Origin of the sequence: Streptomyces venezuelae (assembly GCF_008642335.1) — a bacterium.
Taxonomy (GTDB): Bacteria; Actinomycetota; Actinomycetes; order Streptomycetales; family Streptomycetaceae; genus Streptomyces; species Streptomyces venezuelae_F.
In genome coordinates, this window is the sequence record NZ_CP029191.1 from 3,795,104 (window position 1) to 3,809,617 (window position 14,514).

General features: G+C 71.6%; 13 protein-coding genes, 5 tRNA genes and 1 riboswitch. Of the genes, 7 read left to right on the plus strand and 11 right to left on the minus strand.

The window, feature by feature from the left end; genetic code table 11:
* Positions 1-10 precede the first annotated feature (10 nt).
* Positions 11-174: riboswitch (cyclic di-AMP (ydaO/yuaA leader) on the minus strand.
* Between the two features lie 221 nt (positions 175-395).
* The 3 genes from DEJ49_RS16965 to DEJ49_RS16975 all read right to left on the minus strand — a co-directional run bounded on the left by DEJ49_RS16965 (position 396) and on the right by DEJ49_RS16975 (position 3,087).
* Complete coding sequence (locus DEJ49_RS16965; protein WP_223832868.1) at positions 396-1,568, minus strand: PP2C family protein-serine/threonine phosphatase; 1,173 nt, start codon at positions 1,566-1,568, stop codon at positions 396-398.
* A 169-nt stretch (positions 1,569-1,737) separates the two neighbouring features.
* Positions 1,738-1,811 (minus strand) — tRNA-Met (locus DEJ49_RS16970).
* A 46-nt stretch (positions 1,812-1,857) separates the two neighbouring features.
* Positions 1,858-3,087: an alginate lyase family protein gene (locus DEJ49_RS16975; protein WP_150184905.1), complete on the minus strand. Its 1,230-nt coding sequence runs from the start codon at positions 3,085-3,087 to the stop codon at positions 1,858-1,860.
* Positions 3,088-3,308: 221 nt separating this feature from the next.
* On the opposite strand from DEJ49_RS16975, the gene DEJ49_RS16980 reads away from it, so the two are divergent.
* From DEJ49_RS16980 to DEJ49_RS16990, 3 genes are all read left to right on the plus strand, one after another.
* Positions 3,309-3,854, plus strand: coding sequence for a YceI family protein (locus DEJ49_RS16980; protein WP_150184906.1), 546 nt, complete (start codon positions 3,309-3,311; stop codon positions 3,852-3,854).
* Positions 3,855-4,171: 317 nt separating this feature from the next.
* Complete coding sequence (locus DEJ49_RS16985; RefSeq protein ID WP_150184907.1) at positions 4,172-4,783, plus strand: hypothetical protein; 612 nt, start codon at positions 4,172-4,174, stop codon at positions 4,781-4,783.
* A gap of 40 nt (positions 4,784-4,823) precedes the next feature.
* Entirely contained in the window at positions 4,824-5,252 is a 429-nt protein-coding gene (locus DEJ49_RS16990; protein WP_223832869.1) for an ANTAR domain-containing protein, read from the plus strand.
* 16 nt (positions 5,253-5,268) lie between these two features.
* On the opposite strand, the gene DEJ49_RS16995 is transcribed toward DEJ49_RS16990, so the two are convergent.
* The 4 genes from DEJ49_RS16995 to DEJ49_RS17010 all read right to left on the minus strand — a co-directional run bounded on the left by DEJ49_RS16995 (position 5,269) and on the right by DEJ49_RS17010 (position 9,160).
* A tRNA-Lys gene (locus DEJ49_RS16995) sits at positions 5,269-5,341 on the minus strand.
* Positions 5,342-5,476: 135 nt separating this feature from the next.
* The gene (locus DEJ49_RS17000; RefSeq protein WP_190329373.1) at positions 5,477-7,732 is read right to left on the minus strand and encodes a DEAD/DEAH box helicase; all 2,256 of its coding nucleotides are present in this window, start codon (positions 7,730-7,732) and stop codon (positions 5,477-5,479) included.
* 233 nt (positions 7,733-7,965) lie between these two features.
* Complete coding sequence (locus tag DEJ49_RS17005) at positions 7,966-8,511, minus strand: hypothetical protein (RefSeq protein ID WP_150184909.1); 546 nt, start codon at positions 8,509-8,511, stop codon at positions 7,966-7,968.
* 298 nt (positions 8,512-8,809) lie between these two features.
* Complete coding sequence (locus DEJ49_RS17010) at positions 8,810-9,160, minus strand: metallopeptidase family protein (protein WP_190329374.1); 351 nt, start codon at positions 9,158-9,160, stop codon at positions 8,810-8,812.
* 71 nt (positions 9,161-9,231) lie between these two features.
* On the opposite strand from DEJ49_RS17010, the gene DEJ49_RS17015 reads away from it, so the two are divergent.
* The 4 genes from DEJ49_RS17015 to DEJ49_RS17030 all read left to right on the plus strand — a co-directional run bounded on the left by DEJ49_RS17015 (position 9,232) and on the right by DEJ49_RS17030 (position 11,183).
* On the plus strand, positions 9,232-10,818 hold the full coding sequence (locus DEJ49_RS17015) for a metallophosphoesterase (RefSeq protein ID WP_150188292.1): 1,587 nt from the start codon (positions 9,232-9,234) through the stop codon (positions 10,816-10,818).
* Positions 10,819-10,898: 80 nt separating this feature from the next.
* Positions 10,899-10,971, plus strand: a tRNA-Glu gene (locus tag DEJ49_RS17020).
* Between the two features lie 39 nt (positions 10,972-11,010).
* Positions 11,011-11,085, plus strand: a tRNA-Asp gene (locus DEJ49_RS17025).
* A 24-nt stretch (positions 11,086-11,109) separates the two neighbouring features.
* Positions 11,110-11,183, plus strand: a tRNA-Phe gene (locus tag DEJ49_RS17030).
* Between the two features lie 51 nt (positions 11,184-11,234).
* Here DEJ49_RS17030 and DEJ49_RS17035 read toward each other — a convergent pair.
* The 4 genes from DEJ49_RS17035 to DEJ49_RS17050 form a co-directional block, all read right to left on the minus strand.
* Entirely contained in the window at positions 11,235-12,308 is a 1,074-nt protein-coding gene (locus DEJ49_RS17035) for a DUF3533 domain-containing protein (protein ID WP_150184910.1), read from the minus strand.
* Positions 12,309-12,341: 33 nt separating this feature from the next.
* A complete protein-coding gene (locus DEJ49_RS17040) occupies positions 12,342-13,193 on the minus strand; it encodes a cytochrome c biogenesis CcdA family protein (protein ID WP_150184911.1) in 852 nt (283 codons plus the stop codon).
* Positions 13,190-13,960: a DsbA family protein gene (locus DEJ49_RS17045; RefSeq protein ID WP_150184912.1), complete on the minus strand. Its 771-nt coding sequence runs from the start codon at positions 13,958-13,960 to the stop codon at positions 13,190-13,192. Before DEJ49_RS17045 ends, DEJ49_RS17040 begins: the two co-directional genes overlap by 4 nt.
* Before the next feature lie 90 nt (positions 13,961-14,050).
* Positions 14,051-14,434: a hypothetical protein gene (locus DEJ49_RS17050; RefSeq protein WP_150184913.1), complete on the minus strand. Its 384-nt coding sequence runs from the start codon at positions 14,432-14,434 to the stop codon at positions 14,051-14,053.
* Positions 14,435-14,514: the final 80 nt, after the last annotated feature.

The window sequence follows — 14,514 nt, forward strand, 5'->3', positions numbered from 1 at the left end:
GGGGCGCACTCCTTTCCTTCCTTCTCGCCTACCGGGTTAGCTGACGGGTTCGGAGCAGGAAGGTCTCCTACGGACACCTGGCACGGGTGCACGAATGCACGGATGCGCAGAGGTCCGATTCACCCCATGTTGGTGGTTCCCCGGCTCCCTTGCGGGATTAGGCGCGTGCGCACGGAGCCGCCTCTAGTGACGGCTGGGACGACCGCGCTGCGTTATCGAACGTTAATAGACAGCGGGTCGGTATTCCAAGCCGTTCCGGTTGATCGTTAACGCTCATCGGCTGTACGTACCGGGACACGAAGGGGCGGAACGGGTCGAGTTGACCCCACATCCTTAAACACCGGAACTTCACGTTCCCTTGACAGAGCGTCAGTTGTTATGCGGAGGGGTGCACCTCAGTCACCGGCCGTCACCCCGGAACCATCGGCCGCGTCGTCCGTCTCCCCGGCGGTGGGGCGCCGCACCGCGAGGAGCGCCATGTCGTCCGTCATGCCGCCCCCGGTGTGCCGCCGCACCTCCCCCGCGAGCGCGGCGAGGAGCGCGTGCGGACCGCCGCGCCCCGGGAAGATCCGCCCGCCGAGCCGGGTCGCGGGATCGTAGAACTCCCCCGCCGCGTCGCGCGCCTCGGAGAGGCCGTCCGTGTAGAAGAGCAGCATCGCGCCGGGCGGCAGCTCCGTCTCGTCCGCGCGGTCCGGCCAGGCCCCGAGGTCGCCCATGCCGAGCGGCAGCGCGGGCTCGCTCGCCGACAGGACGCAGAGCCGTCCGTCGCCGCGCAGCAGCAGCGGCGGCGGGTGCCCGCGGTTCACGAGCCGTACGGCGCCGTCGCCGTGCCGGATCTCGGCGAGGACCGCGGTGGTGAACCCCTCGAACGCGTCGAGCCCGTCGCGCCGCGTGCCCTCGCGCGCCAGCGCCCGCTCCAGGCGCTGCGCGACCGCCTCCAGGGTGGCCTCCTGCTCGGCGGCCTCCCGGAAGGCGCCGATGACGACGGCGACGGCGGCGACCGCCCCCATGCCCTTGCCGCGCACGTCGCCGACGATGAGCCGTACGCCGTGCGCGGTGTCCTGCACCGCGTACAGATCGCCCCCGATGAACGCGTCGGCCTGCGCCGCCTCGTACCGCGCCGCGAAGTCGAGCCCGCCGATCCGTGGATCCGGCTCGGGCAACACGGCGCGCTGGGTGGCCTCGGAGATGGAGCGGGCGATGGCGAGCCGGTCATTGCTGCGGCGCACGACGCGGTTGATGACGATCGCGAGCGCGGCGACGGTCACCACGGTGACCACTTCCGTGACGGCCGCGACCTGACTGCTCACGGTGTTGCCGTAGTGCAGGAACAGGACGGCGGCCGTGGCCGCGACGCCGGTCAGGACGGTGTTGAGCCGTGAGTAGAAGGGGGCGGCGATCAGGGGGGCGGCGGTGAAGAGGGGCGACGCGGTGAACTCCGACGGGGTCATCGCGTCGTACACGACACCGACGACGAGCAGCAGGAGCGGCAGGGAGCGGACGAACGCCCGCTCGGGCCCGGCGGCCCCCCTGCCCCCTCTTTCGTCGGGTTCTCCTCGCTGCCCCACCGCTTGTCTCCCGCCGAGTCCGCGCCCATCACCGCGCTGCATTCAGGGTTCCCGGAGCGGGAGGAGGGTGCGACCTGGTGTGGGCCGACCGGGTTACGGCAGGGGGCCGGGACGGCCGGGAAAACACCTGAGGCCGGGAAGCTGATGCTTCCCGGCCTCAGGCCTTCAGTAGCGGGGACAGGATTTGAACCTGCGACCTCTGGGTTATGAGCCCAGCGAGCTACCGAGCTGCTCCACCCCGCGTCGGTGAACACAACAGTACGCCATCCGGAGGGGTGCGTCGAACCACTTACGCGCTGTCGGCGTGCGTGAGGGTCTCCCAGGCCACGAAGAGGCCGTCCGTGCCCTCGGGCCGCCGCTCCCGCGTGTACCTCTCGGTCTGCGGCATCTCGAGCCCCAGGCGTCCCCGCAGATGGCTGAGGCCGACCTCCGTGTCGGGTCCCATGTCGCGCTGCACCCTGCCGCCGCACAGCCAGCTGGGCGCCGCCGCGCCCAGCTGGTACTTGGAGTGGAACTCGAAGGCCGCCCGGAGCCGGTCCTTGACCTCTCCGTACAGGTCGACGCCCTGGTGACGGGCGGTCTCCGCCAGGTGCGAGGCGGCGGCGAGGGAGTAGCTCGCGTGCTTGAAGTTGCGGCAGGTCTCCTGCGAGAGCCCGTCGGCGTACGTGCCCTGCCCGAACCAGTACTTCTTCAGCTCGGCGGCGGTGTCGATGCCGCTGCCCGCCGGGGAGACGGGCAGCTTCCCGTCGGACTCCAGATAGAAGTACGCGGGCACGCGCGTCCTGAAGTGCCGCACGGCCTTCTCGAACGTGGCGTGGTCGTCGAGGAAGACGGCCATGCTCATGGTGGCGTCGGCCATGACCAGGTCCCAGTTGCCGTTGCGCTCGACGGCGCCGTCGCGGACCTGGGGCAGGTAGGCGTTGCGGAGCATCCGCTCGAAACGCAGGAGCTGCCCGTCGGGCCAGCCGTCGTACGTGTAGCGCACGGCTTCGGCGGCCCGCGCCCAGGACGAGGCGGCCCACGCGGTCTGCAGTCCGGCGTTGTCCTCGGTGTGCCCGGTGACGACCTTCGCCCAGGCGTCCATGATCTGCACGGCCTTCTCGGCGTGGGCTCGCTCGCCGGTCACGTTCCAGAGCAGGGCGTGCGTGTACGCCGCCAGCGCGTCCTCACGCTCCTCGACGCACCCCCGGCCGGGCCGCGTGTCGGGCGGACACTCGACGACGGCGTACGGCCGCGCGGTGTAGTCGTCGGCCGCGTACTTGCTGCGCCGCATCTGCTCGTACGCCGCGAACCAGGGCTGCTCCCGCCCCCGCACCCGGTCCCGCGCCCGCTCCAGCTGCTCCTTGCCGACGAGCACACCGGGATGCGTGAACGCGAGGTCGAGGGGCCGGGCGGCCGCCGTACGCGTACCCCCGTCGCCGTCGCCCTCGCCGCCGCAGCCCGCGGCGAGGGCGACGAGAAGCGGTGCCACGAGCAGTACGAGAACGCGCTGCCGCCGCCTGCGAGCCACTGCTGCCATGGTCGAACCTCCCGCCGCGCCGCCGGCCTCCGGGCGGTCACCGGCAGTTCAGCGTCCCCCGCGCCCCGCGGCCGCGCACGGCCGGGCTGCTCCATTCGGGCGACGCGCAACACCACTTGACTCAGGCTGGTTTGGCGCTGGAGCAGCCCGAACACACCCGGCGTACGGCGGTATCGTCGTGAAACCCACGACGTCGCGACGCCCTCCGGGAGTGACCAGCAATGTCAGCGATCACCGAGCTCAGCGAGCTGAGCGGCGAGTACGTCCTCGACACCGCACACACCCGGATCGGGTTCGTCGCGAGCCACGCGGTGGGCCCCCAAGTGCGCGGCCACTTCGAGGAGTTCGAGGGCAGCGCGCGGCTGGACGGCGCCGACCCCGCCCGGTCCACCGTCCGTCTCACGATCCGGTCCGAGAGCCTCCAGAGCCACAACAAGCTCCGCGACAACCCGGTGCGCGCCAAGTTCCTGGACACCAGGAACCACCCCGACATCACCTTCACCTCGACCGAGGTGCGGCGGATCGACGACACCCACTACGAGGTCACCGGCGACCTGACCATCCGCGGCACCACCAAGCCCCTCACCCTGGACGTCGAGTCCACGGGCGGCGAGAACGACGCGCAGGGCGACGTCACGGTCGGCTTCAAGGGCAGCGCCGTGATCGACCGCAGGGACTGGGGCGTGAAGGCCAACCCCGTGGACACCCTCTTCGTCGGCTCCCGGGTGACGGTGGAGTTCGAGGTCGCCGCGGTCCGCCGCGCCTGACGACGACCCGACGACACCTCAACGGCACCCCGACAGCACCGCCGCAGGTCACACGCCGGACTTCGTCCGATCGATTCGAGACGCGGTCGAGTCGCTGTGGCTGGCCCCCGGCCGCCGCGGGCAGGATGGTCGAAGGCGCACAGCGCCGGCTTCCCCAGACCCCGGAGGCGACCGTTGAGACCCGACGCCCGAGCGTGCCCGAACGCGCCCGCACGCCGCTCCCCGACGCACCACACCTCCAGGCACATCCGCGACGCCAGCGCCGCCCCTGCACCGCGCAGTCGTAGCAGTCGTACGTGTGATCAGGAGGTACACCCATGGCCCAGGTGGTAACCGAGGACGAACAGGCCGCACAGCGCAGAGTCGGTTCGGCGGTACGCAGCGACAGCGTGCTGACCGGCGGCGGTCTGGCGATGTGGCGCGAGTACCGGACCGGCCCGTGGACGCTGTCCGCGGCGGAGCTTTCCCGGGACCTGGACGTCCTCAAGGTGCCGCACACCATCGTGGTCGCGTTCCGCCCGCCGCGAGGCCGCGGGGAAGGCCCGCGCAAGGGCCAGGAGGTCCGCGTCCCGTTCCCGGACCTGGACAGGCTGGTCCGCTGGATGCCGCAGCTCCGCCAGCAGATCGACGAGATCCCCGACGCGCACTTCGGCTTCCCCTTCCCGTACTGCGAGACACGGCCCACCGGCATGGTGATGAAGCTCCTGCCGTCCCTCGCCGCGGAGTGGCCCACCTGGACGGCCGAACAGGCCGCGGCGATGGGGCTCCTGTGCGCCCGCTGCGGATTCGACCTGCGCACCTGCGGCGTCGAGCAGCGCCTGGCCTACGACGTCGGCGGCGAGCCCGGCCGGCCACGCCTGGAGTGCGGCCCGTGCTGCGGCGACGGCCGACCCGCTCCCGCGCGCTCCCCCCACGACAACCTGCCTTGAACGCGCGAGGTGTGGGCAGCTTCCTTCTATGGCGGTAGACGTGAACGTTCTGCTGAAAGACCTCGACGCCACCCGGGAACGCAGCCTCCGCCTCATGCTGAGGGCGCACCGGGCATCCGAGGTGAGCAACCGGCTGGTGGCGGAGTCCCGACGGCGCGTCACCCGGCTCCAGAGCGAGGCCGAGGCGCTTAGGCGCGAGAACGCCCAGCTGCACCGGGCGCTCACCGGCCGCCCCGTCGTGGACCAGGCCCGCGGCATCCTGATGGCCGTCGGCGCGCACGGGCCCCAAGGCGCCTGGAAGGTGCTCGTGGACACCTCCCAGCGCACCAACACGAAACTGCGGCTGGTCGCGGAGATGGTGGTGGCAGGCACCACGGACAAGCCGGTCCCCCCGCGCATCGCCGCGCAGCTGCGGCAGTCGCTGAACCAGTACACCGCAGAACGAAGCCCCCGGTCAGCCTGTGGCTGACCGGGGGCTTTCGCCGTAGACCGTGTGGGACTCGAACCCACAACCAATGGATTAAAAGTCCACTGCTCTGCCAATTGAGCTAACGGTCCGCGTCGGTGCACCCCCGAGCATAGCGGGACGGGCCTCGGCTTCCGATCGGGTATCGCCGTTTACGCCGAAGGGCCCGCCCGACTGGAGTGTCGGGCGGGCCCTTCGGCCACTGGTCACCGGTTACTGGTTACCGGTCAGCCGTTGCGCTTCCAGCGCGGCTTGTCGTCGCGGCGGCCGAACGAACCCGTGCCGGAGCCGGAGCCGGAGCGGTCGTCGCGGCGGTTGTACGACGGGCGGTCGTGGCCGCCGGAGCGGTAGCCGCCCGAGGGACGGTCGTCGCGACGGTCGCGGTTGAACGGACGGTCGCTGCCGCGGTGGCCGCCGGAGGGGCGGTCGTCGCGGCGGAAGCCGCCGGAGGGACGGTCGTCGCGACGGTCGCGGTTGAAGCCGCCGCCACGGTTGTCGTCGCGGCGGAAGCCGCCCGAGGGACGGTCGTCGCGACGGTCGCGGTTGAAGCCGCCACCGCGGTTGTCGTCACGGCGCTCGTCGCGGCGGAAGCCGCCACCACGGTTGTCGTCACGACGGTCGCGGTTGAAGCCACCGCCACGGTTGTCGTCCCGGCGGAAGCCACCGCCACGGTTGTCGTCACGACGGTCGTCGCGGCGGAAGCCGCCACCACGGTTGTCGTCGCGGCGGAAGCCGCCCGAGGGACGGTCGTCACGACGGTCGCGATTGAAGCCACCGCGGTCACCGCGGTCACCGCGGTCGTTGCGGCGGTCGCGCTCGTAGTTGCCGCGCTCGTCACGCTGCGGGCGGCGGTTGTCGTACGAGGAGGAACGCTCGGCGGCGGGGGCCGGCTGCTCCGGCACCGACACGGCGGCCTCGACGACGGCCTCCGCGGCGGCGGTGGCCTCGGCGATCGCCACCTCCGGGTCGTCACCGCGCTCGCGGGCGGCACGCGCGGTGAGGCGGTCGGCCTCCTCGCGCAGCTCGGCGGCGCGGCGCGTGGCGCGCTCCAGCTCCTTGGTGAGGTCCTTGACCTCGCGCTCGGCCTGGGTCGCGGCATTGCCCGCGGAGTCGGCCTGCACCTCGGTCATCGAGCGGGCGCCGGTGATCTCGGCGACCTCCGGGTCGAAGGTGCCGCCGCCGTTGATGATGTGGCGCGTGGCGTCGACGCCCGCGTCCTCCATGAGGCGGAAGATCTGGCGGCGCTGGTGCGGAAGGGACAGGGACACGACCGTGCCGGAGCGGCCCGCGCGGGCCGTACGGCCGGAGCGGTGCAGGTAGTCCTTGTGGTCGCCGGCCGGGTCCACATTCAGGACCAGGTCGATGCCGTCGACGTGGATGCCGCGGGCGGCGACGTCGGTGGCGACGAGGGCGTTGACGTAGCCCTTCTTGAAGTCCTCGAGCACGCGGGTGCGGGCACCCTGCGTCATGCCGCCGTGCAGCGCGTCGGCCTTCACGCCCGAGTCGCAGAGCTGCTCGGCGATGCGGTCGGCGCCCAGCTGGGTGCGGACGAAGATGATCGTGCGGCCCTTGCGCGCGGCGATGGCGGCGGTGACCGGCGCCTTGTCGCGCGGCTTCACGATCAGGATGTGGTGCGTCATGGTCGTGACGTTGCCCTGCGCGCTGTCGACCTCGTGCGTGACGGGGTCGGTCAGGTAGCGCTTGACCAGCGTGGAGATCTCGTTCTCCATCGTGGCCGAGAACAGCATGCGCTGGCCGCCGGCCGGCACCTGGTCGAGCAGTTCGGTGACCTCGGGCAGGAAGCCCAGGTCCGACATCTGGTCGGCCTCGTCGAGGACGGCGATCTGGGTGTTCTCCAGCGAGCAGGCGCCGCGGTTGATGATGTCGCGCAGACGGCCCGGGGTGGCGACGAGGATGTCGACGCCGCGCTCCAGGGCGTAGATCTGGTTGCCCATCGACGTACCGCCGCAGACGACCTTCATCTTGAGGCCGAGCACGTCGCCGTAGGGCTGGAGGGCGTCCGCGACCTGCATCGCGAGCTCACGGGTCGGGGTGAGGATGACGCCGCGGGGCTTCTTCTTCTCGGTGCGGCCCTCGGCGGCGAGCGTCGCGAGCATCGGCAGACCGAAGGAGAGGGTCTTGCCGGAGCCGGTGCGGCCGCGGCCGAGGATGTCCTTGCCGGCCAGGGCGTCCGGGATGGTCGCGGCCTGGATCGGGAAGGGGGTGGTCACGCCGTTCTGCGCGAGCTTGCGGACGACACCCTCGGGCAGACCGAGGTCCGCGAAGGTGAGCTCGGGCTCGGCGTCGGAGGCGTCGGCCTCGACGGCGTCGGTCTGGGAGGCCTCGGCCTCGGTGACGTCCTGGACCTGGACGGTCTCGGCGGTGTCGGCGGTGTCGGCGACGGCCACTACGGCGTCGTTCTCGACGGACTCGACGATCTCGTTCTCGGGCAGGACGGCGTGGTCAGAACTGAAAATGGACATGCGAAATGCGAAACCTTCCGGAGTCTCGGCACGCGCCCGTCAACTCCGTGATTTCGCAATGGACCGCCTCGATGCGGTCAGCCACGGCAAGGGAGAGTACGCGCCACGCGGCGCTCTTCTGTGTCGGCGCCGGGCAAATGGGATCAAACGATCTACCACCATACGCACCCCCACCCCCAGATGGCAAACCGCCCCCTCCCAGAGGTACCCGGGAGGGGTGTCCGCCTGCCCCACTAACGCGGCCCCACCTGCGGCGACGGCTCGCGCGCCACGATCTCCTCGTCCCGCCGCTGCAGCTGCGCGTCCTGCCCCGACCCCTCCGACGACGAGGGCTCCGGGGTGGTGGGATCCGGCGTCGGGGTCGGCGTGGGCTTCGGCGGGTCCGGCGTCGCGGTCGTCCGCGTCGGCGTGGGCCTGGGCCGCGTCGCGGTCGGCTTGCCGGGACCGTCGGGCTTCGGCGGCTTCTCGGACTCCGTGGCCGTCGACGACTCCGAGGGCTTGGCCGCGCCCTGCTCCGCCTCGCCCCCGCGGGACGACCGGCCCTTGCCCTTCTTCTTGCCCTTGCCGCGCCCGTCGTCCCGCCCGCGCTCGTCCTCCGCGTCGACGTCACCGCCCTGCGTCACGGGGCCGCCGTCGGGGGCGGCCGCACCGCCGTGCCGGCCCGCGGAACGGTCGGGCACCGGGCCGTTCCCGTCGTCACCGATGCTCATGCAGCCCGCGGTCGCCGCTACGGCCACCGCGACCGCGGCCCAACGGACGGGAACGTACAACTGGCGCACGGCCGAGCACCTCCTGAGGCGCTGAGAGCCTGTGTCATAACCCCGGTCGGATCAGTGGGCGTCGTCTGGTGCGTGCGATCGCAAGGCGCCGGAGCGTCCTGGCAGCGGAGCTACCTGGGCGTTTCGGCAACGCGGCGAGCGTGCGTGCCAGGCGGCGACCACCCGGCCGGGGTTATGACACAGGCTCTGCGAATCGAGACGCTCTGCCCAACTCCCGTGGGCTACAAGAGGACACGGACGGCAACCCCGGCGGGCCCGTCACGGCCCGCGCCCCGCGCACCCGCCCGTACGCCCTCGCTCACCCGTACCCCAGCGCGTGCAGCCGCTCGTCGTCGATGCCGAAGTGGTGCGCGACCTCGTGCACCACTGCGATCTCCGTCTCGGCGACGACGTCCTCGCGCGACTCGCACATGCGCAGCGTCGGCCCCCGGTAGATCGTGATGCGGTCCGGCAGCACCCCGGCGTACCACTCGCCCCGGTCGGTCAGCGGAGTCCCCTCGTACAGCCCGAGCAACTCGGGATCCTCGGCCGGTGGCTCGTCCTCGACGAAAACGGCCACGTTGTCCATCAGCCGGGTCAACTCCGGCGGAATCCGGTCGAGCGCCTCGCCGACCAGTTCCTCGAACTCCTCGCGCGTCATCTCCAGCACACCCCCATTGTCAGCCACACCCCGCGTCCCGTCCCGGCATACCGGCCGCCCCACATGGGCATATGGGACCAATGGCCCGCGACTTCACCGTCGTCCTCCAGGGCGTACGCAGGGCGGGCCGCGCCCTCGTAGGCCACTACCGCGCTCGCCGCACCCACCCCGTCAACGAGCTGGTCAGCCCGCCCCACCCGTACGCCCGCGCCCTCGACCTGATCACGGTCGTCCTGCTCGGCGCCTGGCTCGGGCTCCTCATCGTCGGCAGCGTGCGCGCACCCGTCGGCCCGATGGACACCCGCATGACCCTGCGCCCCTCCGTCTCCGGCGGCACGAAGATCGACGTCTCGCCGCTCGGCGCCCTGGAACTCCGCTCCCACACGGCCCCCATCCGCCTCGACGTCGACGTGGACCGCCTCGACCCGGTCCGCTCCCAGGCCCTCGTCGACCACCCCGAGCGGCTCGCCGGGCTCCAGGACGAGGTGGCGCGCGACGTCGGCCACGGCACGCTCGACCTGGCCGTACGCTCCTGCGTCGCCGTCGTCTCCGGCGCCACCGCACTGGGCCTCGCCGTCTACCGCCGCCCGCGCCGCGCCCTGGCCGCCGGCGGCCTCGCGCTGGCCCTCCTCGCGGCGTCCGGCACCGCCGCGTACGCCACCTGGAACCCGAAGTCCGTCCTGGAGCCGAAGTTCTCGGGACTGCTCAGCAGCGCTCCCTCCGTCGTCGGCGACGCCCGCAGCATCGTCAGCGAATTCGACGTCTACCAGCAGGAGTTGGCGCGCCTCGTCACCAATGTCACCAAGCTCTACGACGTGACGTCCACGCTCCCCGCCTACCAGCCGGACCCCACCACGATGCGCGTCCTGCACGTCTCGGACATCCACCTGAACCCGGCGAGCTGGAAGATCGTCTCGTCCCTCGTCGAGCAGTACGGCATCGACGTCATCGTCGACTCGGGCGACACCATGGACCACGGCTCGGCCACCGAGAACGGCTTCCTCGACCCGATCCCCGACCTCGGCGCGCCCTACGTGTGGGTGCGCGGCAACCACGACTCGCACACCACCCAGCGCTACCTGGAGCGCTTCAAGAACGTCCACGTCCTCGACGACGGCAGGGCCGAGACGGTCGCGGGCCTGCGCTTCGCCGGCATCGGCGACCCGCAGTACACGCCGGACCGCTCGGAGAAGGCGGGCGGCGACGCGGTCGAGCACCTCGCGGGCATACGGCTCGCGTCCGCCCTGCGCGCCGAGCAGGCGGCGGGCACCCCGGTCGACGTGGCCGTCGCGCACAACCCGACGGCCGCGCGGGAGACCGACGGCGAGGTGCCGCTCGTCCTCGCGGGGCACATCCACCGCCAGGAGATGGAGGTCATGGAGAAGGGCACCCGGCTGCGCGTCGAGGGATCGACGGGCGGCAGCGGGCTGCGCGCGGTCGACGACAAGTACCCCGACCCGGTCGAGGCGTCGGTCCTCTATCTGGACCGTACGACCAAACGGCTGCAGGCCTGGGACGAGATCAGGCTGGGCGGTCTGGGCCTGACGAAGGCGGAGGTCAGCCGCCATCTCCCCAAGGAGAACCGCCCCGGCGCACCCCCCGCCCCGACCTCCCCCGCTCCCTCCTCCGACCGGCCCGCGGAGGGCCGGTCCCCGGGGTCCGGATAAGCGTTTTGGCGATACCTCCCCGCATCCCATATGCTTCTCACGTCCCCGACGCGCTGCAAAGCGCCCAGGCGGGCCTCTTAGCCCTCATCGTCTAGTGGCCCAGGACGCCGCCCTTTCAAGGCGGTAGCACGGGTTCGAATCCCGTTGGGGGCACGCAACACCTTGTGCGAGACTAGTGCTCGCACAACGCTTGGTCCTGTGGAGCAGTTTGGAGTGCTCGCCACCCTGTCAAGGTGGAGGCCGCGGGTTCAAATCCCGTCAGGACCGCTTGCGATTCCACGCGGATCGCGTGGCTGGGTAGCTCAGTTGGTACGAGCGATCGCCTGAAAAGCGATAGGTCGCCGGTTCGATCCCGGCCCCAGCCACCTCTTCCAGAAGCCCCGCCACCGGCGGGGCTTCTGTCGTTTCCCTCTTTTCTACGCGCCCGCGTGGGCCGGTGCCGAGACCCGGCCGCCCGGATGGCGGTGCCGCCACACCCAGAACACCGTCGAGGACACCAGCGCCCACGCGCCGAGCACCAGGAACGGGAACGCGTGCTGGTGGCCGCCGAAGTAGACCGCCGTGTGCTGCGCGTTCACCGACGCCCCCGGCGGCAGCCACTGCCCGATGTGGCCGAGGACCGAGGGCAACAGGGGCCACGACACCGCGCCGCCGGACGACGGGTTCCCGAGGAGCACCATCAGGCCCCACGTCGGGAGCATCGCCCACCGCCCGAACAGCGTGTTGAACATCGTGAAGACCATGCCCGAGGCGAACATCGTCAGCGCCAGGATCAGCCAGGACTCCACGAAGGGCAGGTCCAGCGCGCCCAGCCACCAGTCGACGACCGCGGAGATGACGAACGCGCCGAGCAGTGCGTACAGCGCGGTGAACCCGATCCGCTCGGCCGGGTTCAGGCCACGCGCGTGGACGCTGAGCTGGATCGCGCCCACGAAACCGATGATCACCGCGGCGAGGGAGATGTAGAAGATCGCGAGGCCGCGCGGGTCGCCCTCCTGGAGCGGCTTGATGTCCTTCACCGTGACGGGGACGCCGACCTTCTCGCCGACCTTCGGCGCGGTCTCCGCGAGGACCTGCGCGACGGAGGCGCCGGACGCCCCCGAGACGTCCAGCGTCACCTTGTCGCCGCCGCGGGCCACGTCCAGGATCGCGAAGACCTTCTGCTCCTCCACGTCCAGCCGCGCGGCTTCCCGGGTGTCGTAGCGGCGCACCTCCAGGGAGGCGTTCAGGGCCTTCTCCATGCCGTCGAGGAAGGCCTTGCCGCGGGCCGAGTCGCCCTTGTCCTTGGCGTCGACCACCGCGGTGGGGATGTGGTGCGGGGTCGGTTTCGCCATGGAGAACGTGTACGAACCGGCGAAGAGCCCGGCGGCGGCCGCCAGGATGAACACCAGCACGATCGCGGGCAGGAAGGGCGACTGCTTGAACGCGTCCCACCGCTCGCTCCGGGTGGGAACGCGCCCGTGCGCGCCGTGCGGCTCATGATCAGGCATACGAATACGCTAAACCACGTATACGTATCCTTCTCACTTGGTAACGGGCGAATCAGACCTATCGTTCTCGCGCCTGCGCCACCCGCGTACCCCGAGCACCGCCCCCACAAGCGCCACGACCCCCACGAGCAGCACCGAGTCCGGTACCGCCCGGCCGAGGTCGCCCGCCCACTGCTCCACCGCGAACGAGTCGTCCACGCCGAGCAGCCCCGGCAGCGCCGTCGTCCCGTCGTACACGAGGAACAGCGCGCCCAGAGCGATGAAGAAGAGGCCCGACAGCAGCGACGTCGTGTGCAGCTCGAACCGCCCGAGCCGGAACGCCCGGCCCCGCAGCCACCTGCGGCGCCCCAGGTCGAACCGCTCCCAGAGCAGCGCGAGCACGAAGAGCGGCACCGCCATCCCCAGCGCGTACACGGCGAGCAGCAGCCCTCCGTACACCGGGCTTCCGCTCACCGCGGCCACCGTCAGGACGCTGCCGAGGATCGGCCCCGCGCAGAACCCGGCGAGCCCGTACACCGCGCCCAGCGCGTACACGGAGAACGCCGTGGTCGGGCGGATGCGGCCCGACAGCTCCGCCATCCGCCGCGACGCGAAGCCCATGCCGAGGATCTGGAGCACGCCGAGCCCGATGATCAGCCAGCCCGCGACGAGCACCAGCTGGTCGCGGTGGCCGAAGAAGAAGCGGCCCGCGTAGGACCCGGCGGCGCCGAGCGGCACCAGGGTCGTGGCGAGTCCCGCGTAGAAGATGCCGGTGCGGGCGACGAGGCGCGAGGTGGAGTCGATGGAGTAGGCGAAGAAGGCGGGCAGGAGCAGGGCGCTGCACGGGCTGACCAGGGCGAGGAGTCCGCCCAGGAACGCGGCGAAGTATCCGACGTCGGCGGTCACTCGGAGCCCCCGCCCTTCTTGCCGGCCGGCTTCGCGCTCTTCGCCGCCGACTCGATGGCCTGGTGGAAGACCTGGTCCGGCTGGGCGCCCGAGATGGGCCGCCCGTTGATCACGAAGGAGGGCGTCGCGGCGGCCCCGAGGCCGTACGCCTCCTCCTGGTCCTTCTTCACGGCGCTCTTCGCCGCGTCGCTGCCCGCGTCGGTGACGAACTTGTCGACGTCCTTGACCCCGGCGTCCTTCGCGAGCTCCTTCAGGCGTGCGTCGCCGAAGCCCTTCTCCTTCGAGCCCTCGGCGTACGCGGCCTCGTGGAACTGCCAGAAGCGGCCCTGCCTGCCCGCCGCCCACGCGGCCCGCGCGGCCCGCTCGGAGTCCGCGCCGAAGATCGGGAAGTTGCGCCATTCGATGCGCAGGGTGCCGTCCTCGACGTACTTCTTCACGAGGCCGGGCTCGGTGTCGCGGGCGAACTTGCCGCAGAAGCCGCACTTGAAGTCGGCGTACTCGACCATCACGACGGGCGCGTCCGCGCGGCCCTGCGCGAGCGGGTCCTTGCCGTCACGCCGGGCGAGCTTCTCCAGCTCGGGGTAGACGCCGGCCTGCGATCCGGTGGAGGGCGCGGCGCCCGCGGCCTCCTCCTTGACGGTGCCGCCTCCGGAGGAGTCGGCGGGCTTGGTCGCCGTGTACGAGGCGACGCCGAGCAGCACCGCGGCGACGGCGACACCCGCGCCGATGGCGATGTTGCGGCTCTTCTTGGGGTTGTTGCTGGGCATCAGAGCGGTCTCTCTTGTCCTGTTGTGCGTACGTCTTGTGCGTACGTCTTGTGCGTCGGTGATGGGGCCCCTGGTGCAGACAGGGGCCTCCTACACGCGCAGGACCGAGAGATCGCCGGGTGAGAGGGGTACGAGCTCGGGCGGGCCGCGTACCGGCGTGAGGTCGAGGACCGCCTGGTCGGCGCCCCAGGAGCCGGCCGTGCCATGGGCCTGGCAGAGCGCGGGGAGCAGTTCGTGCGGGGAGTTCGTGCGGGGCGGTGCGGCCGGGCCCTGCTCGCCGTCTCCTTGCGCGCCCTTTCCGCAGCCCGGCTGTTCGTGGCCGTCGTCCACAGGGGTCACGGTCGCCGAAGCCGTCGCCGTCCGCTCCACGGGCTGCTGCTGGCCGGCCGCCGCCGCGGGCGCGCAGAACAGCCCGAGCACGATGAGGAGCACCCCGGCCAGGGGGCTCCAGAGCGTGCGCGCGCGGGACGACATGCCCGGAATCGTACGTGCCGGGGCGGTCCGCGGGGGAAATCGGTTCGCCACCGCCGAGTCGCGGGTGAGATCCTGGATGC

Coding starts and splice junctions, on each gene's coding strand:
- DEJ49_RS16980 (WP_150184906.1), top strand. CDS start 3,309: ATGTCAGCGATCACCGAGCTCAGCGAGCTGAGCGGCGAGTACGTCCTC.
- DEJ49_RS17050 (WP_150184913.1), bottom strand. CDS start 14,434: ATGTCGTCCCGCGCGCGCACGCTCTGGAGCCCCCTGGCCGGGGTGCTC.
- DEJ49_RS17015 (WP_150188292.1), top strand. CDS start 9,232: ATGGCCCGCGACTTCACCGTCGTCCTCCAGGGCGTACGCAGGGCGGGC.
- DEJ49_RS17000 (WP_190329373.1), bottom strand. CDS start 7,732: ATGTCCATTTTCAGTTCTGACCACGCCGTCCTGCCCGAGAACGAGATC.
- DEJ49_RS17045 (WP_150184912.1), bottom strand. CDS start 13,960: ATGCCCAGCAACAACCCCAAGAAGAGCCGCAACATCGCCATCGGCGCG.
- DEJ49_RS17035 (WP_150184910.1), bottom strand. CDS start 12,308: ATGCCTGATCATGAGCCGCACGGCGCGCACGGGCGCGTTCCCACCCGG.
- DEJ49_RS16975 (WP_150184905.1), bottom strand. CDS start 3,087: ATGGCAGCAGTGGCTCGCAGGCGGCGGCAGCGCGTTCTCGTACTGCTC.
- DEJ49_RS16985 (WP_150184907.1), top strand. CDS start 4,172: ATGGCCCAGGTGGTAACCGAGGACGAACAGGCCGCACAGCGCAGAGTC.